The organism is Paenibacillus sp. FSL P2-0136 (assembly GCF_037975325.1).
GTDB classification, from domain to species: domain Bacteria; phylum Bacillota; class Bacilli; order Paenibacillales; family Paenibacillaceae; genus Paenibacillus_AQ; species Paenibacillus_AQ silagei.
This window is the reverse complement of sequence record NZ_CP150244.1, coordinates 1,154,543-1,180,299: the sequence shown is the minus strand read 5'-3', so window position 1 is coordinate 1,180,299 and position 25,757 is coordinate 1,154,543. Positions and strand designations below refer to the sequence as shown.

General features: G+C 55.8%; 24 protein-coding genes. 4 read left to right on the top strand and 20 right to left on the bottom strand.

Going from position 1 to position 25,757, the window contains the following annotated elements; translation table 11 throughout:
• Positions 1-126: 126 nt before the first annotated feature.
• On the bottom strand, positions 127-699 hold the full coding sequence (locus NYE26_RS05025) for a TetR/AcrR family transcriptional regulator (protein WP_076081854.1): 573 nt from the start codon (positions 697-699) through the stop codon (positions 127-129).
• A 240-nt stretch (positions 700-939) separates the two neighbouring features.
• On the opposite strand from NYE26_RS05025, the gene NYE26_RS05020 reads away from it, so the two are divergent.
• Positions 940-2,073 carry an FAD:protein FMN transferase gene (locus tag NYE26_RS05020; protein WP_339254318.1) on the top strand — a complete coding sequence of 378 codons (1,134 nt, stop codon included), beginning with the start codon at positions 940-942 and terminating at the stop codon, positions 2,071-2,073.
• Positions 2,074-2,549: 476 nt separating this feature from the next.
• On the opposite strand, the gene NYE26_RS05015 is transcribed toward NYE26_RS05020, so the two are convergent.
• From NYE26_RS05015 to NYE26_RS04980, 8 genes are all read right to left on the bottom strand, one after another.
• A complete protein-coding gene (locus NYE26_RS05015; protein ID WP_339254317.1) occupies positions 2,550-3,260 on the bottom strand; it encodes an HAD family hydrolase in 711 nt (236 codons plus the stop codon).
• 25 nt (positions 3,261-3,285) lie between these two features.
• On the bottom strand, positions 3,286-3,744 hold the full coding sequence (locus NYE26_RS05010; protein WP_339254315.1) for a GNAT family N-acetyltransferase: 459 nt from the start codon (positions 3,742-3,744) through the stop codon (positions 3,286-3,288).
• A gap of 15 nt (positions 3,745-3,759) precedes the next feature.
• A complete protein-coding gene (locus NYE26_RS05005; RefSeq protein ID WP_036727618.1) occupies positions 3,760-4,266 on the bottom strand; it encodes a metallophosphoesterase in 507 nt (168 codons plus the stop codon).
• A 181-nt stretch (positions 4,267-4,447) separates the two neighbouring features.
• A complete protein-coding gene (locus NYE26_RS05000; RefSeq protein ID WP_339254313.1) occupies positions 4,448-5,659 on the bottom strand; it encodes an anti-sigma factor in 1,212 nt (403 codons plus the stop codon).
• Positions 5,652-6,155 carry a sigma-70 family RNA polymerase sigma factor gene (locus NYE26_RS04995; protein ID WP_339254311.1) on the bottom strand — a complete coding sequence of 168 codons (504 nt, stop codon included), beginning with the start codon at positions 6,153-6,155 and terminating at the stop codon, positions 5,652-5,654. The genes NYE26_RS05000 and NYE26_RS04995 overlap by 8 nt, the downstream gene beginning before the upstream one ends.
• Positions 6,156-6,744: 589 nt before the next feature.
• Positions 6,745-8,031 (bottom strand): AAA family ATPase, encoded by a 1,287-nt coding sequence (locus NYE26_RS04990; RefSeq protein ID WP_036727614.1) that lies wholly within the window; start codon positions 8,029-8,031, stop codon positions 6,745-6,747.
• A gap of 2 nt (positions 8,032-8,033) precedes the next feature.
• Positions 8,034-9,473, bottom strand: a complete 1,440-nt coding sequence (locus tag NYE26_RS04985; protein ID WP_339254309.1) for an RtcB family protein — start codon at positions 9,471-9,473, stop codon at positions 8,034-8,036.
• A 362-nt stretch (positions 9,474-9,835) separates the two neighbouring features.
• Positions 9,836-10,096 carry a YqkE family protein gene (locus NYE26_RS04980; RefSeq protein ID WP_036727612.1) on the bottom strand — a complete coding sequence of 87 codons (261 nt, stop codon included), beginning with the start codon at positions 10,094-10,096 and terminating at the stop codon, positions 9,836-9,838.
• A gap of 90 nt (positions 10,097-10,186) precedes the next feature.
• Between NYE26_RS04980 and NYE26_RS04975 the strand changes: the two genes are divergently transcribed.
• Entirely contained in the window at positions 10,187-10,540 is a 354-nt protein-coding gene (locus NYE26_RS04975) for a helix-turn-helix domain-containing protein (protein ID WP_036727611.1), read from the top strand.
• A gap of 19 nt (positions 10,541-10,559) precedes the next feature.
• Here NYE26_RS04975 and NYE26_RS04970 read toward each other — a convergent pair whose 3' ends face one another.
• The 3 genes from NYE26_RS04970 to NYE26_RS04960 all read right to left on the bottom strand — a co-directional run bounded on the left by NYE26_RS04970 (position 10,560) and on the right by NYE26_RS04960 (position 13,366).
• Entirely contained in the window at positions 10,560-11,063 is a 504-nt protein-coding gene (locus NYE26_RS04970) for an N-acetyltransferase family protein (protein ID WP_339254306.1), read from the bottom strand.
• 119 nt (positions 11,064-11,182) lie between these two features.
• Positions 11,183-12,025: an SDR family oxidoreductase gene (locus tag NYE26_RS04965; RefSeq protein WP_339257327.1), complete on the bottom strand. Its 843-nt coding sequence runs from the start codon at positions 12,023-12,025 to the stop codon at positions 11,183-11,185.
• A 135-nt stretch (positions 12,026-12,160) separates the two neighbouring features.
• Positions 12,161-13,366 (bottom strand): PQQ-dependent sugar dehydrogenase, encoded by a 1,206-nt coding sequence (locus NYE26_RS04960; RefSeq protein ID WP_339254304.1) that lies wholly within the window; start codon positions 13,364-13,366, stop codon positions 12,161-12,163.
• 174 nt (positions 13,367-13,540) lie between these two features.
• Between NYE26_RS04960 and NYE26_RS04955 the strand changes: the two genes are divergently transcribed.
• Positions 13,541-14,635: a Xaa-Pro peptidase family protein gene (locus tag NYE26_RS04955; RefSeq protein ID WP_339254302.1), complete on the top strand. Its 1,095-nt coding sequence runs from the start codon at positions 13,541-13,543 to the stop codon at positions 14,633-14,635.
• A gap of 114 nt (positions 14,636-14,749) precedes the next feature.
• On the opposite strand, the gene NYE26_RS04950 is transcribed toward NYE26_RS04955, so the two are convergent.
• A complete protein-coding gene (locus NYE26_RS04950) occupies positions 14,750-15,457 on the bottom strand; it encodes a queuosine precursor transporter (RefSeq protein ID WP_339254300.1) in 708 nt (235 codons plus the stop codon).
• A gap of 379 nt (positions 15,458-15,836) precedes the next feature.
• Between NYE26_RS04950 and NYE26_RS04945 the strand changes: the two genes are divergently transcribed.
• Positions 15,837-17,447, top strand: coding sequence for a methyl-accepting chemotaxis protein (locus NYE26_RS04945; RefSeq protein ID WP_235191958.1), 1,611 nt, complete (start codon positions 15,837-15,839; stop codon positions 17,445-17,447).
• A gap of 445 nt (positions 17,448-17,892) precedes the next feature.
• On the opposite strand, the gene NYE26_RS04940 is transcribed toward NYE26_RS04945, so the two are convergent.
• The 7 genes from NYE26_RS04940 to NYE26_RS04910 all read right to left on the bottom strand — a co-directional run bounded on the left by NYE26_RS04940 (position 17,893) and on the right by NYE26_RS04910 (position 25,752).
• A complete protein-coding gene (locus tag NYE26_RS04940) occupies positions 17,893-18,219 on the bottom strand; it encodes a YnfA family protein (protein ID WP_036727604.1) in 327 nt (108 codons plus the stop codon).
• A 2-nt stretch (positions 18,220-18,221) separates the two neighbouring features.
• The gene (locus NYE26_RS04935; RefSeq protein ID WP_339257325.1) at positions 18,222-19,778 is read right to left on the bottom strand and encodes a cobyric acid synthase; all 1,557 of its coding nucleotides are present in this window, start codon (positions 19,776-19,778) and stop codon (positions 18,222-18,224) included.
• Between the two features lie 287 nt (positions 19,779-20,065).
• Complete coding sequence (gene cobS, locus NYE26_RS04930) at positions 20,066-20,878, bottom strand: adenosylcobinamide-GDP ribazoletransferase (RefSeq protein ID WP_339254297.1); 813 nt, start codon at positions 20,876-20,878, stop codon at positions 20,066-20,068.
• Positions 20,875-21,438, bottom strand: a complete 564-nt coding sequence (gene cobU, locus NYE26_RS04925) for a bifunctional adenosylcobinamide kinase/adenosylcobinamide-phosphate guanylyltransferase (RefSeq protein ID WP_339254296.1) — start codon at positions 21,436-21,438, stop codon at positions 20,875-20,877. The genes cobS and cobU overlap by 4 nt, the downstream gene beginning before the upstream one ends.
• On the bottom strand, positions 21,435-22,496 hold the full coding sequence (gene cobT / locus NYE26_RS04920) for a nicotinate-nucleotide--dimethylbenzimidazole phosphoribosyltransferase (RefSeq protein WP_076081873.1): 1,062 nt from the start codon (positions 22,494-22,496) through the stop codon (positions 21,435-21,437). The genes cobU and cobT overlap by 4 nt, the downstream gene beginning before the upstream one ends.
• A gap of 980 nt (positions 22,497-23,476) precedes the next feature.
• A complete protein-coding gene (locus NYE26_RS04915; RefSeq protein WP_339254294.1) occupies positions 23,477-24,694 on the bottom strand; it encodes an aminotransferase class I/II-fold pyridoxal phosphate-dependent enzyme in 1,218 nt (405 codons plus the stop codon).
• The gene (locus NYE26_RS04910) at positions 24,691-25,752 is read right to left on the bottom strand and encodes a D-alanine--D-alanine ligase (RefSeq protein ID WP_339254293.1); all 1,062 of its coding nucleotides are present in this window, start codon (positions 25,750-25,752) and stop codon (positions 24,691-24,693) included. The genes NYE26_RS04915 and NYE26_RS04910 overlap by 4 nt, the downstream gene beginning before the upstream one ends.
• Positions 25,753-25,757 lie beyond the last annotated feature (5 nt).

Sequence of the window (25,757 nt, the reverse complement as noted above, 5' to 3'; positions counted from 1 at the left end):
GCTCTAGACTTCAGCTGCGCCATAATCGTTTTCATTAACGCTTTCATTATAGCCCGGGGTGCCGGAACAGCTCAACGTACAATCTGAAGCTCTGTTTAGTTATTACAACAATTCGCTTGTTTGCCTCTATTGCAGTATTCCGGTGGAGATGAACAGAATCATATGCTCTTTGATCTTGTCCTGATCCAGCGGCTCATGGGATTTGTTCCATTCCGTGGTCAGAGCCAGATACATCCGCAGAATCATAAACGCCGCCACACTGGCATCGCAAGGCTTCACTTCTCCGCTCCCGATGGCCTCCTCAATCTGCTGCTGCAGGAAGTCCAGCGCATAGCCCTCCATCCGCTTCACTCCTTCGAGCGCCTGGGCCGTACCGATGTCCCGTACCTCCTGGGCCAGCTTCACGAACAGCTCATGGTCCAAGCGGAATTCCAGAATGGAATCCAGCAGATTAAGCAGCTTATGTACGAAGGAAGTTTGCTGCGCAGCCACACGGCTCATCACCGATGTTAATTCAGAGGTCGCCTTGTCCAGAATTTCCTCGAACAGTTCTTCCTTGGTTTTGAAAAAGGTATAGATCGTGCCTTTGCCCACATTGGCAATTCTGGATACCTGATCCATAGTCGTAGCCTTATAGCCAAATTGAACAAAGGACAGGGTTGCTGCCTGCAGGATTAATGCTTTACGGTCAATGGACATGGGTAACACTCCATTCTCTAGAATACAAATTGACTAGAATTTATTTCCGGTCATTAATTACCACCCAATTTACCACGCCACCGGGAAGAAGACAATATTTTCATCAAAATATCACCGGATTCGGCACTCCGCAAGCCGCTCTTCTGCACAAAATGTCACCAAATGAGTATCCATTGTCGTTCTTTCTGGGGTATGATAGTAAAGATGCAACCACGAAACTAATTGTATGGATGGTGGAATATGTCTGAAATCAAAAAAACATCTAAGAACAAAAAAAGCGTTGTAATTCTGGCTGCTCTAGTCGTTGTTATCGCTGCGGCTGTGGTAGTCTGGCTTACAATGGGTAACAAGAGTGAAGACAGCCCTGCTGCTACCGGAACCCCCGGCGCTACTGCCTCCAAAGACGGCGATACGAAGTCCCTGGAGCAGACGTTTTATATTTATGATACGGTTGTGAATATCAAGGTGTTCGGCGATACGGTGGAACAGAAGAATATGGACGACATTCAGGCTATGCTGGAACGGATGGATATCGAGTTCAGCCGCACCAAGACGAACGGGGAATTGTACGCGGTGAATCAAGCCGCCGGCAAAGAAGCCGTTGCTGTGTCTGATGAAACGCTGGATATTGTGAAGCTCTCCCTCAAATATGCTGAGGAAATGGACGGACTGTATGATCCGACGGTTGGCCCGCTTGTGGATCTATGGGCGATCGGCGAAGGCGGGGAGCATGTGCCTGACCAGGCGGCGATCGACAAGGCCCGGAGTCTGGTCAATTACAAGGATGTGATTGTCGATGAGGCTGCGAAGACGGTCAAGCTGGCCAAAGAAGGCATGGTGCTGGACATGGGCGGAATCGGCAAAGGCTATGCGGCTGACCGGATCGCCGACTATCTCAAGGCTCAGGGCCTGAACAGCGCAATGATCAATCTCGGCGGCAGCAGCATTATCGCCCTTGGCAACAAGCCGAACGGCTCCCAGTGGAATATCGGCCTGCAGGACCCCGATCAGAGCCGGGGCACCCAGCTGGGCACGATTAAGATTACCGATGAGGTCATTGATGCTTCCGGGGTGTATGAGCGCTTCTTCATGCAGGACGGAGTGCGTTACCACCATATCCTCGATCCGCGTACAGGCTTTCCTTCCCAGAACGGGCTGAAGAGTATCACCATCATGAGCCCCAACGCGACAGACGCGGACGCTCTTTCCACCGGTGTGTTCCTCATGGGCCTGGAAGAAGGCATGAAGTATCTCGAAGCGCTGCCGGAGAAGGTGGAGGCCTTCTTCATTACAGATGACAACAAGATCTATGCCACCTCTGAGCTGAAGAAACGGCTGAATCTGACCGATTCGACTTATAGCTTCGCTAATTAATAGTCTGTGGTGCGGGAGATGCGGAAACGTAGCGGATGAGGAGCTGAAGATAACCCGGCTCAACTTAGCCACGGATCTGGTAGCTTAACTATTATAGCTGATCCGATGAACAACAACAGTAAAAGGTGCCTTCCTTTGGCGGAGGGCACCTTTGTTTGTGTTACTGACTACCATCTACTGAAGGCCGCATTCACCAGCGGCCCCTCATTCCATTGCGTTCGGGTTATCGCATACATTTGGCCCGGTCGGTGTGATTCAAGCAGATTTTACTTTCAATTATCCGTTTCGCCAACTTCCGGGCGATTCAATGGGATTTTTCCCTTTAAATTGTCCGTTTCACCTACTTTTGTGCGATTTAATGGGATTTTTCCCTTTAAATTGTCCGTTTCACCTACTTCAGTGCGATTTAATGGGATTTTTCCCTTTCAGCGCTCCAAAGAGAATGGGCCGCTGAAGCACCGGCCGGAAGCAAGGCTTCACACCAGCGGTAACGCACCGAACTCCTTATAATTCTTGAAAATATAGCTCGGCGTATGGTCCGTGCCCGGCTGCCGCTCGCGCGGATTGTACCAGCATACCTTCCAGCCTGCCGCCAGCGCGCCTACTACATCGTTGGCCCAGGTATCGCCCACATAAAGGCTGTTCTCCGGTGTAGTTCCCGTCACCCTGTTGACATGAGCGAAGATGGCCGGGTCCGGCTTCGCCAGACCGACAGCATCCGAGATGAAGATCATCTCCGGGGGAATGATCCGGTCGATGCCCAGCCCGCGCAGCTTGCCCATCTGGTGCTCCTGCGGGCCGTTGGTGATAATGCCTACCGGATGGCCCAGGCTAATGAACCGCTGAAGCTGCTCTGCTACGCCGTCAATCATCTCAATCGTGTACTGGCGGGCAATATAGGAGGCCTGTATCTGCACCGCCTGCTCCTGGTTGAGCGGCAACCCATATTCGGCAAAAGCCAGCTCCAGCCGCAGCACCCGCGTCTCCTCCAGCTCCATCTCCCCGCGCAGATACTTCGGCCACAGCAAGTCGCTGTGATGCCTTACCGTGTAGAACAGCTCCGCATAATCCAGCTTGTCCTCCTCAGGAGCCAGCACCTCACGTACGGCTTCCCTGAAAGGGATCAGGTGGTCATATAGTGTATCATCCAGATCAAAAAATACAGCCAGCTTACTGCTTGTCTCCACCACTATAACTCTCCTAACTATATCTTCAGAAATATAAATGATAAGTGAAAAAGCTCTCGTCCCGCTCATATCCATGGGCTTCATACAAACGCTGGGCACCGGTGTTGTCCATCATGGTGGACAGTGTCAGACCTTTGGCTCCTGTCCCCTGGGCGAAGCCCTTCACGCCTTCAAGCAGCAGTGAGCCCAGTCCCTGGCCCCGCTGCTCCTTCGTTACGAACAAATCGTTCAGAATCCATACCGGCTGGACCGTGATGGAAGAGAACGAGGGATAGAGCTGTGCCAGACCATACATCCTCCTGTCTTCACCCTCACCGGCAACAGCCATGAAAACAACAGACTCTCCGTTCTCCAGTCTTGCCTGCAGGAATTCCCTGGCGGCTTCCCTGTCCGGCTGCTGGCCGTAGAAGCTGCGGTATTCATCGAACAGCGGTACAAGCTCCTCCACATCCTCAAGACCTGCCCGTTCAAAACGATAATTCAACAAAGGTAATCCCCCTTATTCCCTGGAATCATAAAAGACATGACGGGCGGTAATCTTACCATCCTCAATGTCCATCAGGCCGAAGGAATATTGCTTCTCCCTGCGTTTGTCCGTGGGCGATCCGGGGTTAAACAGCAGAATCCCGTTCTCCCGGCGCATCAGCGGCTGATGGGAATGCCCGAAGAGAATGCAATCTACGTCCTGGCCTTCAAAAGCGAGCAGCGCATTACCGTCCGTCCCTTTGCGGGAATACGGAGCGTGTCCGTGAATCATTCCGATGCGCATGCCTTCAAGCGTAAGGATCTTGCTCTCGCCGAAGCGCTCAATAATCTCATAGCCATCGTTGTTCCCGGCAATCCCCTCTACCGGAGCAAGCTCGGCGAGCATATCGTAAATCTCCGGCGACACCCAGTCGCCCAAATGCAGAATGATATCCACCTGGCGAAATTCCTTCATAAGCACGGACGGCAGCCCCTTGGCCCGGCTTGAGAGATGTGTATCCGATACCACTCCAATCTTCATCTGCATTCTCCTCCTTATTCAAAATGGCTAAGAAGCGCGGTAAAATGCGATCCCCAGCCATTTTTATGTTCAAATCCAAGTTTACGTTCTATCATTGTACGATGCCCTGAAGAGGGAATGCAAATTGAAGCTTCAGGGCACCGCGATCTGATCCTTTAGCCATTTTCATATATAGCGATCCTCACTCCGTCCAGTTCCAGAGCCGTACTTCCCCTACCTGGAGGTGGCTTACCCACGAAGCCTCGCGCAGCTTCAGCAACTCCTTGACCGGTCCAGTGACAACGGCTCCGTAGAGCTTGACCCCGTTCTGCTCCAGATAGGCCACGGAGGTGTCTAACTGTTCGATATACACCGCTTTGCCCGCGAGTGTCTGATGCTGCTGCAGCAGCTTAAGGGTCTTGATGAAATTGGCATCTCGTAGTTCTCCGCTCCCGTATGCCTCAACGGAAGGCGACACACTGCTGTAGGAGGATACGGAGCTGAACCAGCCTGTTTTTTCCTTGGTGACCTCTGATCTCTTCATATCATCCTTATACCAGATAGGATAATAGGGGAAGCCAAGCGGATATACAACCACATCGTCATTCCTCGTTGAAGGTCCGGTATCGGCACCGAACCAGACAGGCTGAAGGTTCAGCGGCTCCAGCTGCTTCAGGAGTTCATCTGTGGTATATAAATGGCCGAGTGACAGATACGCCTCAGCAACCGTACCTTCAGGAAGCTTCGCAAGCCTCTTCCACTGGTCATTATCATCCCCTCCAACGGCGCCGCCCTTCGCAGACGGATAATAGAACACTTTTCCAGACCCGTTCCGCTCATCCATCCAATTATATATACCATTATTGGCCAGTCCCAGAAGGAAATTCTGTGAATAATTACCGACCTGAATGCTCTCGCTGCCCACCTGCTTCAGCATATTCCCGGATAACTCCATCCGGAAAAAATAATGTGCATCCGATGACAGCCGCACCGTGGTGTTGGGGCGGGTAACGGCAATCGCTGATTCTACCACATCACGGTAAGTGTCACCCCGGTCTCCGGTGTTGTAGAAGACTACTGTGATAATACTGCTAATGACCGTAAAGATCAGGAACGCCGAAAATACAGTAAGTGTATTGTTAATCCGCGCCTTCCATTTGCCCCGGCGAATAATGGACTTCTCTCTTCGCTTCTTTTTCGCCTTCTTGAACCCTGGTGCTGCGCTTCCTTGCGGGTCCGTCTTGGTCCAACTCCCGGTGACCTGCCCGTCCTGCTCCTCCCGTTCCATCTGCTCCTCCAGATACAACTGATACGCTTCAAGCTTCGCCAGCTCACTCTCCAGCTCCTCACGCTCTTCCTCCGGGAGGGTACCCTCGCTGTATTGGCGCAACTTCTCTTTGAATTCCTCACTCATGCTCGTTCCTCCTCCGATCCGCCTCACGCAGCTTCTGCCTGGCGCGGAATATGAGTATCTTGTATTGGGACAAGCCCACCTCCATAATGCCAGCAGCTTCCTTATAGCTCAGCCCGTGCACATCGTGCAGCAGCAGGGCATGGCGCTGCCCCTCCGGCAACAGGCTAAGCGCCCGCGCCGCTTCCTCCCACCGTTCCTGCCTGAGCAAGGTGCCCTCCGTAGTCTCCGGGTGGGGCAGGCTGCTGAAATATGCGCCTTCCTTCGCCACGCTCCGCTTCTCTTTGCGCTTATAATCCACGAATGCATTATATGCGACCCGGAACAGCCACGGCTTAACCCGTTCCTCCCGGCAATCCTCCAGATACAGATACGCCCGGTAAAAGGTATCCTGCATCAAATCTTCAGCCGCATGATGGTCCTGGCAGAGGGAGCGCAGATAGCGGTAGATGTCGTCAACATATTGTTCATATAGTTCATCCAGCGAATTTGGCTCCATCTCCTCCCCCCTTACTCCATCCACGTATGAGAATGCGAAAAGTTACACCTCTGTACGAAATTTCCTGAAATCATCCATTTTGTTCGCAAGCAAAGTCCATCTTCCCCGGAGGCGGTGGTGCGGGATCCGCTAGGGTGCAATGGGCCGAGATGCGATGGTGCAGGGGGCGACGTGCAGGGGGCGCGATGTGCAGGGGGCCATGTGCGGGGGTGCGAACCCCGCCACTCCCGTTGCGGACTGGAGATCCCTTATTTGGCCGGAACACAGCATTTCGCATGCCTGGCGGACTCAGATGCCGTTAAGCCCCCTCTCCGGCCTCCGTTTACGCTCCACAATACAATATAGGGGCTCCTGAGTCCGATACGAGCAGAAAAGCCGTCTTTTTCGCCAAATAACGTCCTCTGTGTCCGCATAACTCCCCAGATGACCCCAAAAACTCTAATTTGTAAACACCGAAGGCTAGCAGCCAGCAACGGCGGAGGAGCTCAAATTCAGCACAAAGGGAGCCTCCCGGCCCCCTGTATGCTAACTCTGGCGATTCATTCCCCAGCCTCATTCGCGCTGGCAGCCTGCTCTCCACGTATTTTACTCAATAAAAGCCGATGCTGGACGATGCATCCTTCATCCATTCCCGTTTGCGGCCCTTGTCCAGCTCGCCGCGCATGCCGCGCACAAGAAGCTCCACATCTGCCGTGCCGTTCTCATGCCATTCCAGTGCAGCACTGACATACAGCTCACCGAGCTGGGTCAGGGAGAAATCCCCGGTCAGACGCGCAGCAGTGGCCGTGCCTTCCTCACCGGCGAAGGCGGAGAAGCCGCGCAGCTGCAGATATTCAAGGCGCAACGCCTCGCTTGGCATCTTGATCTCATAGGCCCGGTCGAAGCGCCCGGCGCGGTTCATGAGACCCGGGTCGATTTTGTCAGGGTAATTGGTCGTGCCGATCAGGAAGATCCCCTCCTTGGAGGTGGCCCCGTCCAGCGTGTTGAGGAAGAAGGAGCGTACCTCCTGCGGCATGGAGTCGATGTCCTCAATCACGAGCACCATCGGCGCCAGCCGGGCCGCAGCCTCGAACACCTCATTCACCGATTCGCTGCTCGTATACTCCGTAATCTGCCAATAGAGCACCGGTCCCGGCACGCTTCCGGCAATGGATTTGACCAGGGTGGTCTTGCCGTTGCCCGGATGCCCGTAGAGCAGAATTCCCCGCTTGTACGGGATATCATAGGTCACATAGAAGCTCCGGTCGCTATCGAAGAACTGGTCGAGCGAGCGGTAGATCTCTTTTTTGATACCGGCGTCCAAAATCACCTCTTCACGCCTAACCGCACGCGTAATCGGCTCATCCTCACGGGAAATCCCGTTCCGCCGGTCGGTAAACACCGTCACCTTGTTGATATTCTGCTCCCGCTGACGCTTGCGCACATTACCAAGGAAGAACTGCAGCTGCTGATCCGATGCGGCAAATACATAATCCTGAAAGTTAATCCCGTTCTCCTGGAACACGGGGACCCGCGCCAGCGCAATGCCCATCGCCGGATAAGCGAGCACATTATTGCGGACCGACAGATGGATATGGTACTCCGGCTGCTCCTTCTCATCATCGAACACGAAGGTCCGGTCCTCCAGACGGTCAAAAATCCGCGCCACATGCTCCACCCCGGCATTCCCGCTCTGCACATCGTTCTCCAGCAGCTTCCAGTATTCGCTATTGGGATCATCGCTGGCATACAGCTCGTAACGGACACCGTACCGGGTGTAGAGGGCTTCAAGGATACCGTCCACCAGGCGGGCATACACATCGTAGCCTTTGATAATGCCGGCTCTCTCTTCATCATATTCATAGATTACAGCCGGTTTCTTGTTCTCCTGCTCCATCCTTATTTCGTCCCCTTTATCGCTGCGAGCGGCTTGCATTTGGCCACAACGGCAGCCAGGCCGGCCCCCGTAACGCTTTCTATGATCTCATCTACATTCTTATAGGCTTGGGGGGATTCGTCAATGATAGATTCCAGGGAATGCTGGTTCACGACAATCTCGTCTTCCGTTCCCACCTTCATCGACCGGGAGAATTCCTGGACACTCACGAGCCGCTTCGTGGCCGAGCGGGAGCGGATACGTCCTGCACCATGGCAGATGGAATAATAATTCTCTTCCCCTCCGGGCTGGCCGACCATGATATAAGAGGCCGTACCCATCGAGCCGGGAATCAGCGCCGGATGTCCGGTCCCCGCATAAGGGCGCGGATTATCCGCATGCTCCGCAGGCAACGCTCGGGTAGCCCCTTTACGGTGTACGAACTTGCTGCCTGAGGAAGTCTTCTCTTCCCAGGCGTAATTGTGCATCAGATCGTAAAGGGTGCGCAGCTCGCACTTCGTGCCGAAGACGTCACGGAAACCCTCACGGACTCCATAAGCGATCAGGTGACGGTTCACCACCGCATAGTTCAGTGCCGAGTACATCAGATTAACATAGCGCTGCGCCTGCGGATGCGCCAGAGGCGCATAGATCAAGCGCGGGTCGGCGCTGCCCAGCCCCAGCTGGCCCATGACCTTGGCGAAGGCCGGGGTACAGAATTGATTGACCATGCCGCCCCAGGCCCGTGAGCCGGAGTGGATCATGACGACAATCTGCCCGTCCTTCAGCCCCCAGGCTTCCGCCACCTCCCGTTGCTCCTCTGCGATCTCAATCGCCTGAATCTCCACGAAATGGTTGCCGCCGCCAAGAGTTCCGAGCTGGCGGTGGCCCCGGTGCCAGGCCATGTCCGGCAGCTCATTCAGAATCTCTTCGTCGAAGCCCAGCTTGCTGATCTCCACGTGGGAAAGCGCACTTGATTTCTTCGGCGTATAACTGTCCGGGATATATTTGTTCGGCAGGCCGTGCAGTCCCTTGCGTACGATATTCTCCAGCCGGATATCGCTGTAGTGGCCGCGCTGCTGGGCCTCCATCGGCAGATACCGCTCAATGGCCCGGACCAGCTTGCGGCGCAGCTTCACTTCTCGCAGATCATCCACGTGCAGGTTGGTCAGATGCACGCGCATCCCGCAGCCGATGTCGCTGCCCACAATGGACGGCGACACATAGCCTGATTCGGCATCCCAGACAGCCGTAGTGCCGATACAGGTTCCGACACCTACATGTACATCCGGGGTATAGCTCATATATTCGATATTTGGTATCTGAAGATTGTTATTAGCCATCTCCAAGACCTTGTAATCCAGCGTGCCGAATAATTGCTCACTGGCGTAGATTTTGAGGTCGCCGCCCGGAAGGGCCACCTCATGTTTATAGCGGGACATCTCTTCCGCTTGTTGCTTCATGCTATTCATATCTATTTTCATTTCCTCTCAGGTTGGGTTTCCAGGTACACAAAAAAGAGCCGCAGACCAGTTCTGATCATGCGGCTCCCGGCGCGCTAAGTGCAGCTTCCCGTTGAAGCTTGCACCCGTTCAAAGCACACCTGTATTCAGTTCAGACATCAGCAGCAATACCCTGCGCATTATGTCTTCCGGACGAAGGCGATGAGATCAGATCGTACATATGCGGTTGTCAGGTGATCCTGCTGTCTGTTCCGTTCATTTGTTCCAATCATGATCCATCAGCCTCCCTTCTCTAAATGATAAACCCAATAATATATGGCCTTGCAGCAGATTGTCAACCCTTATTCTGGTAAAAAATTATTTTACTTAAATTTGGACCAGTCCTGATTGCTGTTCTCCAGCAGATGGCCGAAATCATTCTCCAGCCGCTTCTGCTCGGCCTTGCGCTTATCCTCGGCTGCCTTTAGGACAGCCTCCTTCTTGTCCCGTTCTTCTGCCTTGAGCGCATCGGACTGCGCCTTTAGCTTCTCCAGAACCTCGCCGCTCAGCATATCCTTCAGGGTTGCCGGAGCATCCGTTGCCGCAGGGCGCGGGGCCGGTGTGTTCTTCTTCTTTTTTGCCATGGGAATCATCCTTTCATGCGCCTATAATCCTTCAAATTTGTTTTAGGCACAGGTCTTTTCGTTTATAATGTACAGTAAGAGGTGAGCCTAATGAAATCCACAGAGTTATGTCCAAGATTACAAAAAAGCATGGATATTATCGGCAGACGCTGGACGGGCTTAATCATCTATCAGCTTTTGCAGGGTCCCCAGCGCTTCGGGGAAATTGAGTCCTCGCTGCCTGTCAGCGGCCGGCTGCTGTCCGAACGGCTGAAGGAGCTGGAGCAGGAAGGCATCGTGCTGCGCGAGGTATTCCCTGAGACCCCCGTCCGCATCCAGTATTCGCTTACAGGCAAAGGCCGGGCGCTGGAATCCGTCATCCGCGATCTCCAGGTCTGGTCGGAATCATGGATTACGGAAGAGGAATGCCGTTCCGCCTTCAGCGCTCCTCCGCAACCTCAATAAAGCCTGTCGATTTATATATTTACAGCTTGCGGCCGATGATGACCAGATCGCGCGGGATGCCGTCAAGCACCGCGACTCCCGGCAAAAGCCCCCATTCTTTGAATTCGAACTTCCGCAGCAGGGCGAGGCTGGGCTCGTTATGGCCGAATACGAACCCGACCAGATTCTGCAGCCCAAGGCGCGGACATTCCTCCACTGCCTTGGCCAGCAGAATACTTCCCGCACCGCTGCCGCGGAATTTCTCATTTACATAGACACTAATCTCTGCTGTTCCATTATAAGCCGGACGTCCGTAGAACGACTGGAAGCTGAACCAGGCCGCGATCTCGCCCCCCTGTCTCAGTACCCACAGCGGCCGGTGATGGCTGTTATGCTCATGGAACCATCCCACCCGCTCCTCTACGCTTACCGGTTCAAGATCCGCAGTTACCACTCTTCCGGCAACCGTCGAATTATAGATCTCCACAATTGCTTCCAAATCCTCTATTACTGCATCCTCTATACTGTAAGCCTGCCAATCCATGCTGTACGTCCTCCTAATTGTGGTATGAACATCCGTAGAGTAATTATACTCCAAGCCGGTCTTATTACGCAGCAGTTCTACAGTTTCAGTAAAGCTGAAGCAACCTCACTGAAACAGCATTATTCAAGCCCGGTCTGTTCCAGACTCCATTTCCATAATCGTGCGGCCGCTTCTGTATCCTCCGCCCGTGGCGTCAGTTCCTTGATCTTGCGGCGGTAATAATATTGCCCGCTTACCCCGTCCAGCTCCGGTGCAGTCGCCAGATAGATGGCCGTATCCGCCCCCTGCTCTGGAGTGAGGAAGAAGTAGGACACCAGCTTCAGAACCCGGCGTCCGAAGCCCGTCTCCCGGTTCACGCCGATGCTCGTTCCCACTGCACCCGGATGCAGGCTGTTCACCGTCACCTGCGTTCCCTTCAGGCGCGCAGCCAGCTCACGGGTGAAGAGAATATTCGCCAGCTTGGAGCGGCCGTACGCTTTGGCCGGATTGAAGCCGCGCGACAGCGTATGATCCTCCAGATAGAGCTTGCCGATCTTATACGCTCCCGATGCCACGACAACAATCCGCCCCTGTTCAGCAGCCTTGAGGTTATCCAGCAGCAGGTGGGTCAGCAGAAAGTGCCCCAGATGATTCACGCCCAGATCCAGCTCGTAGCCATCTGCTGTCAGCTCACGCTTCAGCGCTACCACCCCTGCGTTATTGATCAGAACATCCAGCACAGGATATTCGGCAGTGAACGCCCCGGCAAAAGCGCGAATGCTATCGAAGGAAGCGAGATCGCACAGCATCAGCCGGATCTGGCTGGAGCCGCTCTGCCGCACCGCTTCGGCAAGAGCCTCTTCCCCCCGCTTAAGGCTGCGGCAGGCCATAATGACAGTTGCTCCCCTGCGGGCCATTTCCACGGTTGTAGCCAGCCCCATCCCGGAGTTTGCACCGGTGACCAGCACCGTTTTTCCTTGCATGGACATCTTCCCCTCTCCTGCATATAGGTCCTATAGGCAATTGTAGCGGCCTGGCCTAATCCGAGTAAGTATATGCTAGTTAAGGTTATGTTACATCATTTCAGAGGGTTAACATAGTCAAAAAACGGCCATTCTTCACTTCCAGTCCGGACGCAGCGCAATCAGCCGGTCATCCTGCGCCTGCGGATCTCCTCTGCCGTCGCGGTTGTTGGTCATAAGGTACAGAGTACCATCCGGCCCTTCCGCCACATTACGGATTCGCCCGTACTTTTCCTTGAACAGGCTGGTAATGGAAGGCGTTCCGCCCGCAGGCGGCAGCGATACCCTTAGGAGCTGCTGTCCGGCCAGATTGGCAACCAGCAGCTCACCGGCCCAGGGTCCCTGCGTAATGAAGGTCATTCCTGAAGGAGCCCAGGTCTCTTTCCCGCTGTGGACCAGCGGAGCCATAAGCTTCGGCTGCCCGTCCCCGGTCTCATCGCCTTCAATCAGCGGCCAGCCATAATTGGCTCCGGCCTTGATGAGATTCAGCTCATCGTGATTGGACTGGCCATGCTCGGAGCTGTAGAGCGCCCTGCTCTCCGGCTGCCAGGCCAGCCCCTGGGCATTGCGGTGGCCCATGCTGTAGACTGGCGATCCGGGCCATGGGTTATCCGCAGGGATGGAGCCGCTGGCCGTAATCCGCAGGATTTTGCCGCCCAGACTATTCTTGTCCTGCGCCAGCTCCGGATCATAGCGGTCACCTGTGGTGATGTACAAGTACCCGTCCGGGCCGATCTTGATCCGTCCGCCGTTATGATTGTTGTCGCCAGGTATTTGATCCAGCAGAACCCGGCTGATCTCTGCTGAGCTGCTTCCAATCTGAAGCTGCAGCACCCGGTTCGCCGGTTCGCCCTCTTCGGTACGGTATGTGTGGTAGACATAAGCCCGTCCATTCTGCTCAAAATCAGAATCCAGCGCAAGCCCCAAGAGCCCGCCTTCTCCCTTGCTGACAAAAGGATCCGAGAGCTTCAGCAGCGGAGCATCGCGCAGCTTGCCGTTCTCCATGACACGCAGGCTGCCGGAACGCTCTGTAATGAAAATTCGTCCATCCGCTGTAAACGCCATCTCCCAGGGAACCTCCAGTCCGCTGGCTAAAGTCTCAGCAGTATAGGGGAAATCCGGGGATACACCCGGAGCTTCATCAGGCTGGGCGTTGACCGGCGGACTGCCTTCTGCCCCATTCTCCTGCAGACTATCCTCCTGTGCAGCGGAAGTGCAGGCTGACAGCAACATCATCAGCAAGACCAGTGTTACACGCAGCAGACAGGTCCGGGAGAGTAACCTTATTTTTGATCCATTCATATTCCTAACCTCCTTCAAGTATTATCAGATCCTGATTGTGGCAACTATTACCCTGTGCTTCTCTTCCTCAAACGACTGAGGCTGCAGTGATAACGGGAGGTGCAGCATCCATTTTTATGAATTATAATGGGAACATTGCTGTTCAAGCGTGTAGATGAAAGGGGAACTAATGAAATGAATGCAGCTCTGCAACAACTGGAGCAGGACATGGCAGCCGCAAGCCTGGATGCCCTGCTCGTAACCGATCCCAAGCATGTGTACTATTTGACGGGCTTTGCCAGTAACCCGCATGAACGTTTTCTGGGCCTGCTGCTGATCCGGGGCGAGGAACCGGTGCTGATCGTTCCGGCGCTGGACGCCGAAGCCGCGCATGCCGCCTCCTCGGTGAAGACGATTCTGACACACAGTGACACGGACAACCCGTACGCTCTGCTGAAGTCACGCTTCGGCAATGTTAGTCCGGGCAGCATCGGCATCGAGAAGGAACACTTCTCCGTCAGCCGGTATGAACTCCTCGCAGAAGCGGTCGCCGCCGGTTCCTACCAGGATATCGGCCATCTGCTACGGGCGATGCGCGCGGTCAAGACCCCGGAGGAAGTGCGCATCATGCAGCATGCCGCCGAGCTGGTGGAGGAGGTTCTCCGTCAGGGTCTGGCACATGTCAAAGCCGGCGTCAGCGAGATTGAACTGGTAGCGGAGCTGGAGTATCTGATGAAAAAAACCGGTGCCTCCGGCCCCTCCTTCGACACGATGGTGCTGTCCGGTCCGAAAACGGCCCTCCCACACGGCGTACCGGGCGAACGCCTTATTCAGCCGGGCGATCTGCTTATGTTCGACCTCGGTGTGTATGCCGGAGGCTACGCTTCCGATATTACCCGCACCTTCGCGGTAGGTGAAGTGGACAGCAGACTGCGTGATATATATAGTGCTGTGCTTGCTGCCAATGAAGCGGGCATTGCCGCCTCCGTGGCCGGAGCGTCCTTCGGTTCTGTCGACAAAGCGGCACGTGATGTCATTGACGCCGCAGGTTACGGAGAGTACTTCATGCACCGTGTCGGACACGGGCTGGGCATGGACACCCATGAATATCCTTCGCTGCACGGGCTGAATACGGATATTATCCAGAACGGCAACGTCTTCACCGTAGAGCCTGGGATTTATGTGCCGGGTCTCGGCGGTGTGCGCATTGAGGATGATGTGCTGGTCACCGCCGAAGGTCCGCAGACGCTGACCCGCTTCCCCAAAGAATGGACAGTGCTTAACCTGTAATTCTGCTGAGCGTTCAGGAAGCCTCAAACTTAGCGCGCGAGCCCACTATAAATCACGGCACACAAAAGCCCCAGTCTCCCGATCTTCGGGGCTGGGGCTTTATAATGGGGAGACTTAGTCCCGGATAACAGGCTTCTGCTCTTCTTCGGCAAATTTGAAGGAACGGCCCAGATACAGCACCGGCGTGCCGGCGGCCGTGAGGATGAACTTGGACAGGTAGGTGGTCAGCAGAATCTCGGTCCACACCTTCATGTCATAGGTTCCGGCAAAAGCAATCGTGCAGAAGATCAGCGTATCGACAAAGGAGCTGATCATCGTGCTGCCGTTCGAGCGAATCCATAGCTGCTTAGAGCTGCCATAATATTTTCGTATCCAGGCGTAGAGCCGTACATCCAGGAACTGGCTGATAAAATAAGCGGTCAGACTGCCCAGCGCCAGTCTCGGCATCAGGCCGAATATCGTCTGCAGCGCGGATTGGGCAATGTCCGTCTCCTGCGGCTTGAACACCAGCACCATCTGCATAATGACGGTCGTCATCAGCAGCGTGAAGAAGCCGAACCATACAGCGCTCCGCGCTTCAGCCCGGCCATACCGCTCATTGAGCAGGTCACTGGTCATATAGAGTGTGACATACATCGTATTGCCCAGCGTCATCACGATATCGAACGGCATCGCAATCGTCTTGGCGACCTGGATATTAGCGACTACGGTCGCCATGCCGACCCAGGCGTAGAGCCCTTTTTTACCGAATAAGCGGTAGCACAGCAGAAAAAACACAAAATTAACGACAACAAAACAAACGCCCCACAACAAATTAAACATAATGCCTGGTATTCCTCCTAGTTTTGGTTACGCGGGATGGTTACGAACCGCGGATCGCAGTATTCAAGAAACAAAACATTACTACTCTATCACATACAAAGCTAACATGCTATGAAATTTTAAATTTTCAGAAAAACGGCATTTCGTTGCTTCTTTTTGCCGAAATAGTGATAGAGTCATTAAATATTCAGTTATTTCTGAAAATAATGCAGTATATTGCAAATTTTCACTATTCAACCGGAGGTTAATTCTATAGAATATGGAGATTAAGATGCATTTCACGTAAAAAGGAGCGAATGCCATGTTTGGCTTCAAAAAATCAATTAGTCGCAAATTTACGCTGTTGCTGTTTGTCGTTTTGCTACTCACTTCTCTTACGTTGAGTATCAGCTTCTACATTATATCTATCGGCACCATTAACAGCTATGTCATTCCGCAGATCGACAAGTCTCTGAGTGCCGCCGCCCAGGATGCCTATAAGAACCTGAATGCAACCAGTGCGCAGCAGACCCTGAACAAGAATGAGCAGGCCAGGACCAATGTCGAATTCTATTTGGAAGACAAGCGTAAAAAGCTGGATGTGGATACTCTCTTCCTCATCAATCTGAAGGATGGCCAGGCCACTGTCCTGACCGCAGATCATGGCGCCAAGCTCCAGCCGGATGAAGCCTTAGAAGTATCGCCTGCCATGGAGCAAGCCTCCAAAGGAAAGACAGGGCTTAGTGAAATCTATAGTGATAGCCACGGTATACATAAAAGTGCCTATGTCGGTGTTCCCGGAACAACCATGATTGTAGCTGCAAGCGCCGATATGAACTTCGTCCAAGACAAAATGAGCAGCATCCTGTGGACAAGCGCAGGAATTACCCTGCTGGCGCTGGTGGTAGGCGTCACTGCTGCTGGCTTCATGAGCCGCAGAATCACCCGTCCGATCTCTAAGCTTGCGGCCTACAGCAACAAGCTGGCAGGCGGCGACTTCACCGAAGCGCTCACGCTTAAGGGTACCGATGAAGTCGGACAGCTCTCCGAGAGCTTCCGCATCATGAGTGAGCGCTTGAAGGAGATGATCGGACATGTGCTGGATACCTCCGGGACAGTAGTAGCCGATTCCAATGATCTGAAGACGCGTGTCCAGATCCTTAATGAGATGGCTGAACATTCAGCGGCCTCTGTGGAAGAGATCGGCAAGGGCAGTACCATGATTGCCAGCAGCGCGATGGATAACTCCCGCGCCATGGATGAGATCAATATGGGCATCCAGCATATTGCCTCCGCCGCCGGTGAGGTCACCGAGCAGATCAGCGAGGCTTCCACCGAAGCCCAGAGCGGCAATGATATTGCCCAGAGTGCAGTGGAGCAGATGCGCCAGGTAGAGCAGGCCTCCGAACAGTCACTGGAGCAGTTCCGCTTGATGAACGAACGCTCGCTGATGATCGGTGAAGTCGTGCAGGGGATTACTGAGATTACCAAGCAAATTCAGATGCTGTCGCTCAATGCTTCCATTGAGGCTGCCCGTGCCGGGGAGCATGGCCGCGGATTCGCTGTGGTGGCCGGGGAAGTGCGCAAGCTGTCTGAGCAGTCCAAGGAATCCAATGAGCAGATCCGTGAATTCCTGCTGAGTCTGCAGGAGGATATGAACCAGTCCGTATCCGAAATGAACCATGTCAACGCTGAAGTGGCTTCCGGAGTGAATAAGGTGGTCGAAGCAGGCAACGCCTTCAACCACCTGCTGATCCTCATTCAGAGCATCAATCACAGCATCCAGTCCGTCTCTGCCGCAACCCAGCAGATCTCAGCAGGTACCGAGGAAGTCAGTGCCTCTGTAGAAGAAACGGCGCAGATTACCGCCAAGTCGCAGCAGAACGCAGACACGCTTGCCGACAACTCGGCACGCCAGCATGAAGAGCTGGAGGGCCATGCCCTAACTGTCGAGCACCTCTACCAGCAGGCCGTGAAGCTGCAGAAGGCCGCTCAGCAGTTTAAGATTTGAGGGTGCTAAGAGCGGTCATGTGGAGATAGCGGGAGCGCTTATAGTGTAAATTGATTTTCAAACGGTATCTTGTTTAGTGGAAGGGAGTGCTGGGACCTCTGCGAATGCTGCTGCCGTTAGCGTGATGCAGGATTTAGTTGGATAAATGTATCTTAATTCCGCAATTTTGGAACGTTAGAGGATTTTAGTTAGAAAAGTGTAACTTATTATCGGGTGAATTCTCTTTTTTCGGTAATTCCAGCTTTTTTAAGTGCCTTTTTTCCAACTATTGCTTAGCAAGGTGCCTGTGGTGCATGAACAAGTGCCGAAAATCCAACTATTTTTGACGCTGATACTGATACAGAGCTTGAAGATCCGCCGGACCAGCTAATACAATAGAAAAGCAGTTCCCGAGGCGATGTGGCCTTTGAAACTGCTTTTTTTATGGAAAAGTGAAGGTTGTTGCTCAGTGCCTTGGCGCCCATAAAATGACGGATACCCCGATGACACAGATGCCGGCCCCGATCCAGTCGTAGAGATCCGGCGTCTTGCGGTCCACCAGCCAGCCCCACAGTACAGCCAGTACGATGAATACTCCGCCATAAGCGGCGTATACCCGGCCAAACGAAGGAAACTTCTGCAGGGTCGGGATTATACCATAGGCGATCAGGATAACCGAGCCTGCTAATCCATACCATAACGGGCGCGATTCCCGCAGCCAGAGCCAGACGAGGTATCCGCCGCCGATCTCAGCGAGACCAGCTACAACAAACAGCAGCACTGCAAGCAGCATGGCTATTCTCCCCCTCCAGGCAGACCCATGGTTGCATATACCGCAGCCATATTCAAATGGGACTCCACAGCATCTGCCAGCCGGTCAAATTCCTGTTCACGGAGTTCGGCAGCCGAGAAGGTCGCCGTTAGCGGTGTCAGCCCCTTGGAGCTGCGCAGTCCGTTCAGCCAGCTCCGGCGCAGGGCATCATTATGGAACAGCCCGTGCAGATAGCTGCCCCAGACTCTACCGTCCCGGGTTCCCCAACCCTCCGGTACAGCCTGTCCTTCCGGTCCGGCCAGCGTAAACAGGCTGAGTACAGAAGACGGATCGTGGTTCGTGGTTGTTCCCATATGTATCTCATAACCAGCGACAGGCAAAACTTCCGGTGTTACACCATTGGCTGTGGTGCTTAACCGCAGGGGATGATCCGCAGCCAGCCCGCCGCTCACCCGCACCGTAGTCTTGTGCTGGAGAAAAGCTGTCGAGAGCGGCAGATATCCCAGCCCCTCACTCTCTCCCGGCTCCGCACTCTCTACGGCATGGGGATCCAGCAGCTTCAAGCCCAGCATCTGATACCCGCCGCAGATTCCGGCAAGCTGTTGCGTTCCCCGCTCCAGCGCACGCTCGATTGCAGCAGGGAAGCCCTGCTCGCGCAGATATTGCAGGTCAGCAGCAGTGTTCTTCGTGCCCGGCAGGATAATTACATCCGGCGTTCCCAGCTCATCTGCCGACTGCACGTAGCGTAAGACGGTATCCGGCTCCTCCTCCAGCGGATCGAAGTCGGTGAAGTTGGAGATCCGCGGATAACGGATGACGGCGATATCAAGCTCCTTCGCGGACTCCTCCCGCTGACGGCCGGACGTTCCTTCTAGTACCACGGAATCCTCCGCCTCAATCCGCAGCTGCGGCAGGAACGGCAGCACCCCGAGTACCGGGATGCCTGTACGCTCCTCCAGCCAGTCTAGTCCGGGCTGTAACAGGGAGACATCCCCGCGGAATTTATTGATTATGAAGCCCTTCACCCGGGCGCGTTCATGCGGCTCCAGCAGCTCCAGGGTGCCGACGATGAAGGCGAAGACCCCGCCCCGGTCAATGTCGGCGACCAGCAGCACGGGTGCATCTGCCCATCCGGCCAGATTCATATTGACGATATCCCGGCTTTTAAGATTGATTTCCGCCGGACTGCCCGCACCCTCCATCAGCACAATATCATAAGCTTCCCGCAGCCTCCCGAGCGCATCCATTACGGTGTCCTTAGCTTCGGGAAGGAACTTCTCACGGTATTCCCTCGCGCTGAGGGCGGCATGCGGCACCCCATGCACGACAATCTGCGCACTCATCTCCCCGGAGGGCTTCAGCAGAATCGGATTCATATCGCTGGTAGCCGTAATGCCGAAGGCTTCCGCCTGCATCCCCTGAGCACGGCCGATTTCCTTGCCGTCCGCTGTGACATAGGAATTCAGCGCCATATTCTGCGACTTGAACGGGGCCGTCCGGTAGCCGTCCCGGGTCATAATCCGCCCGATGGCGGCAGTGACCAGGCTTTTGCCGACATCGGAGGCTGTCCCCTGGATCATCAGCACGGCGCCGGGGCGCCGAGGCCCGGATTCCGCTGACCGGGCTGCGCCTAGTGCACCTATTGCGCCTATATATGAGGCTGTATCTTCCATGTTCATCTTCCTCGCTTTCTTGCTGCTGCCGGCTTGTCGGCGCGCAGGTGTTGGTCGCCGGGTGGTGCGGCGTATAGGTGAAGGGCCGGCGCGGCCGGTTCATGCGCCGGGCGAAGCGGTGCCAAGCGGCGCTTAAATGCTGCGTAGGCATGGCACACAATTCAGACGCACGCGGGCAGTTGCCGCTCAGCCCGCTAAGGCAGGTTGTGCTGGGCCAGTACCAGCACAAGCAGGACCACCGTCTCCAGCAGCTCGCCCAGCGCGCCGTAGACGTCGCCGGTGAGCCCGCCGAGCCGGCTGCCAATCCGCCGCGCAGCGAGCCGGCCGCCGGCCGCCGCAGCCAGCGGCGCCAGGATGGCCGCAGCCGCCAGCAGCGGCCAGGCCCCGCCGCCCGCGCCCAGCGCCAGAGGCGCAGCGGCAGCGGCCAGCGTCAGCAGTGCGGCGCTCAGGCCCGCGCGCCGCTCCTGCCGGGCAGGCAGCCCGCCGAAGGTGGCGGCCAGCCCTTCATTGCCGCGGGCCAGGGGATAGCGGGCCATCGCCCGCACCATGTACCAGCGGCCCCAGACCGGCGGCAGCAGGAGCAGCGGCAGCAGGCTGAAGCTGCCGCCTTCGAGCCATGCCGCCAGCAGCGAGGCCTTCAGCAGCAGGAGCAGCACGCAGGCCAGCACGCCCATAGCGCCGACACGGCTGTCCTTCATGATCTCCAGCATCCGCTCCCTGGAGCGGTAGCTGAGCAGGGCATCGGCAGTGTCCATCCAGCCGTCCAAATGCAGCCCGCCGGTCAGCCCCACCCACAGGATGAGGGTGACGACAGCGGCAGGCCAAGCCGGCAGCAGCCAGCCTGTCGCTGCGGCACCGAGCGCCGTGCTAAGGCCGATGGCTGCCCCGACGAGCGGGTAATAGACCACGCTGGCGCGCAGCAGCTCCGGCGAGAACTCCCCGCTGCTTCTGACCGGAAACCGCGTCAGGAACTGAAACGCGGCTGCGGCGCTCCCCCGCGCACTCACAGAAGATACTCCCGGCTTCTCAGCTCAACCGGGATTCCGGCGGTAACAAGAAATACCTGCCCGCACCGGGCAGCAAGCCGGGCGTTCATCCTTCCGGCCAAATCACGGTACAGCCGGCCCAGCGGATACTCCGGCACAATGCCGCCGCCGACCTCATTGGTAACGAGGATCAGCGTTCCCTCGAAGCCGGAGACCGCCTGCTCCAGACCAGCAATTTCATCCTCCACGAATTTTTGCCTGTCGCTCCTCTGCTCCACAGCCAGCAGCTGATTCGACAGCCAGAGCGTCAGGCAGTCCACCAGCACAGTCTGGCCGCTGCCGGAGAGCTGCTCCAGCAGCGCTGCGAGCTTAAGCGGCTCCTCCAGTGTCTCCCACTGGAAGCCGTCCGCATCCGCCTGCCGCTGCTGCCGGTGCAACGCAATCCGCGCTTCCATCTCCGCATCAAAAGCCTGTCCGGTTGCCACATAGACCGCCTGCCGCGAGTCAGCCAGCTTGCGGGTCAGACGCTCGGCGAAGCCGCTTTTGCCGCTGCGTGCCCCTCCCGTGACCAGAATGCTCATACGCTCTCCGATCCGGAGACGCCCGCACTCTCGAAGGTTGCCATCTCACGCATAATCCGGCAGACCGCTTCGATGAAATGCAAACACAGTGCACCCCCAGTGCCTTCTCCCAGCCGCAGGCCCATATCAATCAGCGCTTCCAGACCGAGGCGGTCCAGCATCAGCTTATGCCCCTGCTCACCAGAGACATGGGAAGCGATCATATACGCTGTGGATTCCGGCGCCAGTGCCCGGGCGATCAAGGCTGCCGCCCCGGAGATGAAGCCGTCCAGAATAACCGGAATCCGCAGGGACGCCGCTCCGAGAATCAGCCCGGCCAGCCCCGCAATCTCAAGCCCCCCGACCTTGGCGAGCACATCAACCGGATCTGCGGGGTCAGGGTTATTCACCTCGAGGGCACGTTCAATTACCGAGATTTTGTGCTGGAGCCGCTCATCGTTAATGCCTGTCCCCCGCCCAGCCGCCGTCTCTGCCGGAATGCCTTCGAGTGCGCACAAGACCGCCGCACTGGCTGTCGTATTCCCGATGCCCATCTCCCCGGTAATGAAAATCTCCGTTCCATTCTTCACCGCCTCCTGCGCCACATGAACTCCGGCCAGAATCGCGCGCAGTGCATCCTCCCGGCTCATCGCCGGGCCTGCTGCCATATTGTCTGTGCCCCGGCGGACCTTACGGTTAATCAGCTGCGGGTGCTCGATATCGCCGTTGATCCCGATGTCCACGAACTGTACCTCAGCACCGCCCTGGCGGGCCAGCACATTCACAGCCGCCCCGCCGCTGAGGAAGTTATAGGCCATCTGCATGGTGACCTCCTGCGGAAAAGCACTGACGCCTTCACAGCAGACCCCATGGTCTGCGGCCATAACCACTACCGTTCGTTTGCTGTAGCAGGGCTGCTCTACTTTGGAGATTCCGGCCAACCGGACAGCCAGCGCCTCCAGCCGCCCGAGGCTTCCGGGCGGCTTGGTCAGACTGTTCAGGCGGAGCACTGCGCGCAGTGTAGCTTTTTCGTCAGGCGGGGCGATCCGTCCGGTTACTTCTTGAATGGCTGAGATCATTAATAATGCCTCCTATTAGATAGTGCGGAAGCGGACTCCCGCTGCAAGAATACATCTGTGTCTGCTGATCAGGTTACGTTGAAGTTGTGTAACAGTCATTAAGTTTAAATTCGCAAGTATTGCAGGCCATGCCGCTCGTTAGTGAACAGAAGAGTCTAAGCCTGTATGAGAAGGAGAAATTTAGTCAAAATGCTTCTTTGGAGGTGATGCAACTGTATGAGCATACAGTGTAAAAGTTGCAGGGTGCGGGTGCGGGTGTGCGGGGGTGGCGGAATGGTGTAGTCGTGTGGTAGGTCAAGTTAGCTGAAATCAGGTGCACTAATACCCCTCATTCGATCGACTGGCCCCATTTCGCTGAAATCAGGTGCACTATTGCTCCTCATTTGACCGACTAGCCCCATTTCGCTGAAATCAAGTGCACTAATACCCCTCATTTGACCGCCTAGCCCATTTCGCCGATTTCGTCGAAATCAGGTGCACTTATACCCCTCATTCGACCGCCTGGCCCCATTTCGCCGAAATCAGGTGCACTTATACCCCTCATTCGACCGCCTGGGCCCATTTCGCTGAAATCAGGTGCACTAATACCCCTCATTTGACCGCCTAGCCCCATTTCGCCGAAATCAGGTGCACTAATACCCCTCATTCGATCGACTGGGCCCATTTCGCTGAAATCAGGTGCACTTGTGCACCTAAGCACTTTAGGATCAAAGGGATTTCTCCCTCTCTTTCCTCCCCCGCCTACTTTGCTCTCTTACGCCAGCCTACATCCCGCCACAATTACCTAGTTACCTGCCAACCGTCTACCCGCCCGCCAACTTTCAGCACCATCAAGCTCCTGCCGGCTCCCCAGCCTTCCCCCATTACAAGCCCAAAAGCCCCCCTCCAAATGAAGAAGGGGGCTTCCTGATCCGGCGGCGGGCCGGAATGCTGTTACAATATCCCTATTTCTTCCTTTAAGGATTATAGGTGATATGAAATCATCTTACAATTACATTTTTACCTGCAACACTATGCAGCATTGACATCTTCATGAAGTCGTCCAGCCGCTCCAGCGCTTCGGTCAGCTTCGCCGTAGAAGCGGCGTAGGAGCAGCGTATATAGCCTTCCCCTCCGGCTCCGAACACATGGCCCGGTACTACGGCAACCCCTGCCTCCTGAAGCAGGCGCAAGGCGAACTCTTCTGACCCGAGCCCGGTGCGGCCGATCGAAGCGAAGGCATAGAAGGCCCCCTGCGGCATATGGCAGGATAATCCGGCGGACCGCAGGCCCTCCACGATCAGCGAGCGGCGTTCTTTGAAGCATGCCTTCATCCGCTCCATATCCGGGAGCGCACTGCGCAGGGCTTCAGCAGCAGCAATCTGTCCCGGTACAGGGGCGCACATGGCGGTGTATTGATGGATTTTGAGCATGGCCGAGAGCAGCTCACGGTTCCCGCAGGCATAGCCCACCCGCCAGCCCGTCATGGCAAAAGCCTTCGAAAACCCGCTGATCACCACCGTCCGCTCCTGCATCCCGGGCAGGGAAGCGATGCTTACATGCTTGCTGTCATAGGTCAACTCGGCATAGATCTCATCGGAAATGACGATCAGGTCATGCTCCTTCACCACTTCAGCCACCGGCAGCCAGTCCTCGTACGTCATGACCGCCCCGGTTGGATTACTCGGAAAATTCACAATCAGCAGCTTGGAGAGTGGGGTAATCGCTCTGCGCAAGGCTTCTGCCGTAAGCTTGAAGCCTTCCTCCACCTTCGTCTCCACCGGTGCCAGCGTCCCGCCGTTCAGGTAGGCGATAGGCGCGTAAGCAACATATCCCGGAGAAGGAATCAGAATCTCATCCCCGGGAGCCATGAAGGCCCGCAGCGCCAGATCCACCGCTTCACTGCTGCCCACCGTAACCAAGATTTCATCCGCAGGATCGTAACGCAATCCGAAGCTGGTCTGCATATAGCCCGCAATCTCCTCCCGCAGCTCCGGCAGTCCGCTGTTAGAGGTGTACCCCGTCTCCCCCCGATCCAGCGCACGAATGCAGGCAGCTCTAACCTGCGCGGGTGTTGCGAAGTCCGGCTCGCCCACTCCCAGTGAGATAATATCGTTGTTACCCGCAGCCAGATCAAAAAAAGCCCGGATGCCCGAAGGCGGAATCTCTTGTAACCGCGGATTAATGATGACGGCATTATCCCTTCTCATCATGCTCATAGCCTGACACCTCCATATTCTACAGGCTGCGCTTGAGGGGTTTGATGGGTATGATCGGCTTGCTGCGCTTCCTTGACTTGCCTCTGCGGCTTAACTCCTGTATCCGCAACCGTCCGCGCTCCCTCTCCAGATGCACCTTGCAGCCCCCCGCGCTCACGCAGCGATCCGGTAATGATCTCATCCAGCAGGCTGCTGAAGTCTATCCCGGCAGCTTCTGCACTCTGGGGCAACAGGCTGGTTGCCGTCATTCCTGGCAATGTATTTACCTCCAGCACATAAGGGATGCCATCCTGCAGCAGCATATCCACCCGTGCATACACTGCACATTTGAGCGCCCGGTAGCAGGTTAACGCCGCCTTCCGCACCTGTTCCTGCAACGCATCCGGCAGCCGGATGATCTGCTCCTCCGCGCCGCCCTGCTCGTATTTGGCCTCATAATCGAACCAGTCCGCACCCAGCGATTGAATGCCGATGACCGGCAGCATTTCTCCCCCCAGGATAGAGCAGGTAATCTCCTGTCCCGGGATATAGTGTTCAATGAGCACAGAGCCTCCATCCGCACTGGAAAAAGCTTTTTCCACCGCCGCCCGCAGCTCCTCTGGCCCTCTTACTTTGGTCATGCCGATGCTGGACCCGCCGGAATTCGGCTTCACCATCACCGGATAACCGAGCCGCTGCACGGCTTCCGGGGCATATTCGTCCATGCTGTCCCAGCACAGCCAATCGGGTGTGGGGATGCTTTTGCTGCGGATGACCGTCTTGGCCAGCCCTTTATCCATACATAAGCTGCTTGCGAGCACCCCGCTACCGGAATACGGGATTCCGAGCGTCTCCAGGGCTCCCTGCACCGTACCATCTTCCCCGTAGGCCCCATGCAGGGCGAGCAGAGCGAAGTCCAGTCCCGCTACCCCTTTAAGCAGCTCTTTGCGCGAGGTAATGTGTACCGGAACCGCTGTGTATTTTGCCGGATCAAGCGCCTTCAGCATCTCCCTGCCGGTCTTCAGCGACACCTCATATTCGGACGACACCCCGCCCATAATCACACCTACTCTTAGCATATCCG

Bases quoted from the DNA above. Each gene is read 5' to 3' on its own strand.
- NYE26_RS04975 (WP_036727611.1), top strand. From the start codon at position 10,187: ATGAAATCCACAGAGTTATGTCCAAGATTACAAAAAAGCATGGATATT.
- NYE26_RS04915 (WP_339254294.1), bottom strand. From the start codon at position 24,694: ATGAGCATGATGAGAAGGGATAATGCCGTCATCATTAATCCGCGGTTA.
- NYE26_RS04950 (WP_339254300.1), bottom strand. From the start codon at position 15,457: ATGTTTAATTTGTTGTGGGGCGTTTGTTTTGTTGTCGTTAATTTTGTG.
- NYE26_RS04995 (WP_339254311.1), bottom strand. From the start codon at position 6,155: ATGGAGCCAAATTCGCTGGATGAACTATATGAACAATATGTTGACGAC.
- NYE26_RS04985 (WP_339254309.1), bottom strand. From the start codon at position 9,473: ATGAAGCAACAAGCGGAAGAGATGTCCCGCTATAAACATGAGGTGGCC.
- NYE26_RS05000 (WP_339254313.1), bottom strand. From the start codon at position 5,659: ATGAGTGAGGAATTCAAAGAGAAGTTGCGCCAATACAGCGAGGGTACC.
- NYE26_RS04990 (WP_036727614.1), bottom strand. From the start codon at position 8,031: ATGGAGCAGGAGAACAAGAAACCGGCTGTAATCTATGAATATGATGAA.
- NYE26_RS05005 (WP_036727618.1), bottom strand. From the start codon at position 4,266: ATGAAGATTGGAGTGGTATCGGATACACATCTCTCAAGCCGGGCCAAG.
- NYE26_RS04910 (WP_339254293.1), bottom strand. From the start codon at position 25,752: ATGCTAAGAGTAGGTGTGATTATGGGCGGGGTGTCGTCCGAATATGAG.
- NYE26_RS04960 (WP_339254304.1), bottom strand. From the start codon at position 13,366: ATGAATGGATCAAAAATAAGGTTACTCTCCCGGACCTGTCTGCTGCGT.
- NYE26_RS04940 (WP_036727604.1), bottom strand. From the start codon at position 18,219: ATGCTGCTTGCAGTGCTGCTGTTTGTTGTAGCTGGTCTCGCTGAGATC.
- NYE26_RS04980 (WP_036727612.1), bottom strand. From the start codon at position 10,096: ATGGCAAAAAAGAAGAAGAACACACCGGCCCCGCGCCCTGCGGCAACG.
- NYE26_RS04970 (WP_339254306.1), bottom strand. From the start codon at position 11,063: ATGGATTGGCAGGCTTACAGTATAGAGGATGCAGTAATAGAGGATTTG.
- cobT (WP_076081873.1), bottom strand. From the start codon at position 22,496: ATGATCTCAGCCATTCAAGAAGTAACCGGACGGATCGCCCCGCCTGAC.
- NYE26_RS04935 (WP_339257325.1), bottom strand. From the start codon at position 19,778: ATGATCCAGGGGACAGCCTCCGATGTCGGCAAAAGCCTGGTCACTGCC.
- NYE26_RS04955 (WP_339254302.1), top strand. From the start codon at position 13,541: ATGAATGCAGCTCTGCAACAACTGGAGCAGGACATGGCAGCCGCAAGC.
- NYE26_RS05020 (WP_339254318.1), top strand. From the start codon at position 940: ATGTCTGAAATCAAAAAAACATCTAAGAACAAAAAAAGCGTTGTAATT.
- cobU (WP_339254296.1), bottom strand. From the start codon at position 21,438: ATGAGCATTCTGGTCACGGGAGGGGCACGCAGCGGCAAAAGCGGCTTC.
- NYE26_RS04965 (WP_339257327.1), bottom strand. From the start codon at position 12,025: ATGCAAGGAAAAACGGTGCTGGTCACCGGTGCAAACTCCGGGATGGGG.
- NYE26_RS05025 (WP_076081854.1), bottom strand. From the start codon at position 699: ATGTCCATTGACCGTAAAGCATTAATCCTGCAGGCAGCAACCCTGTCC.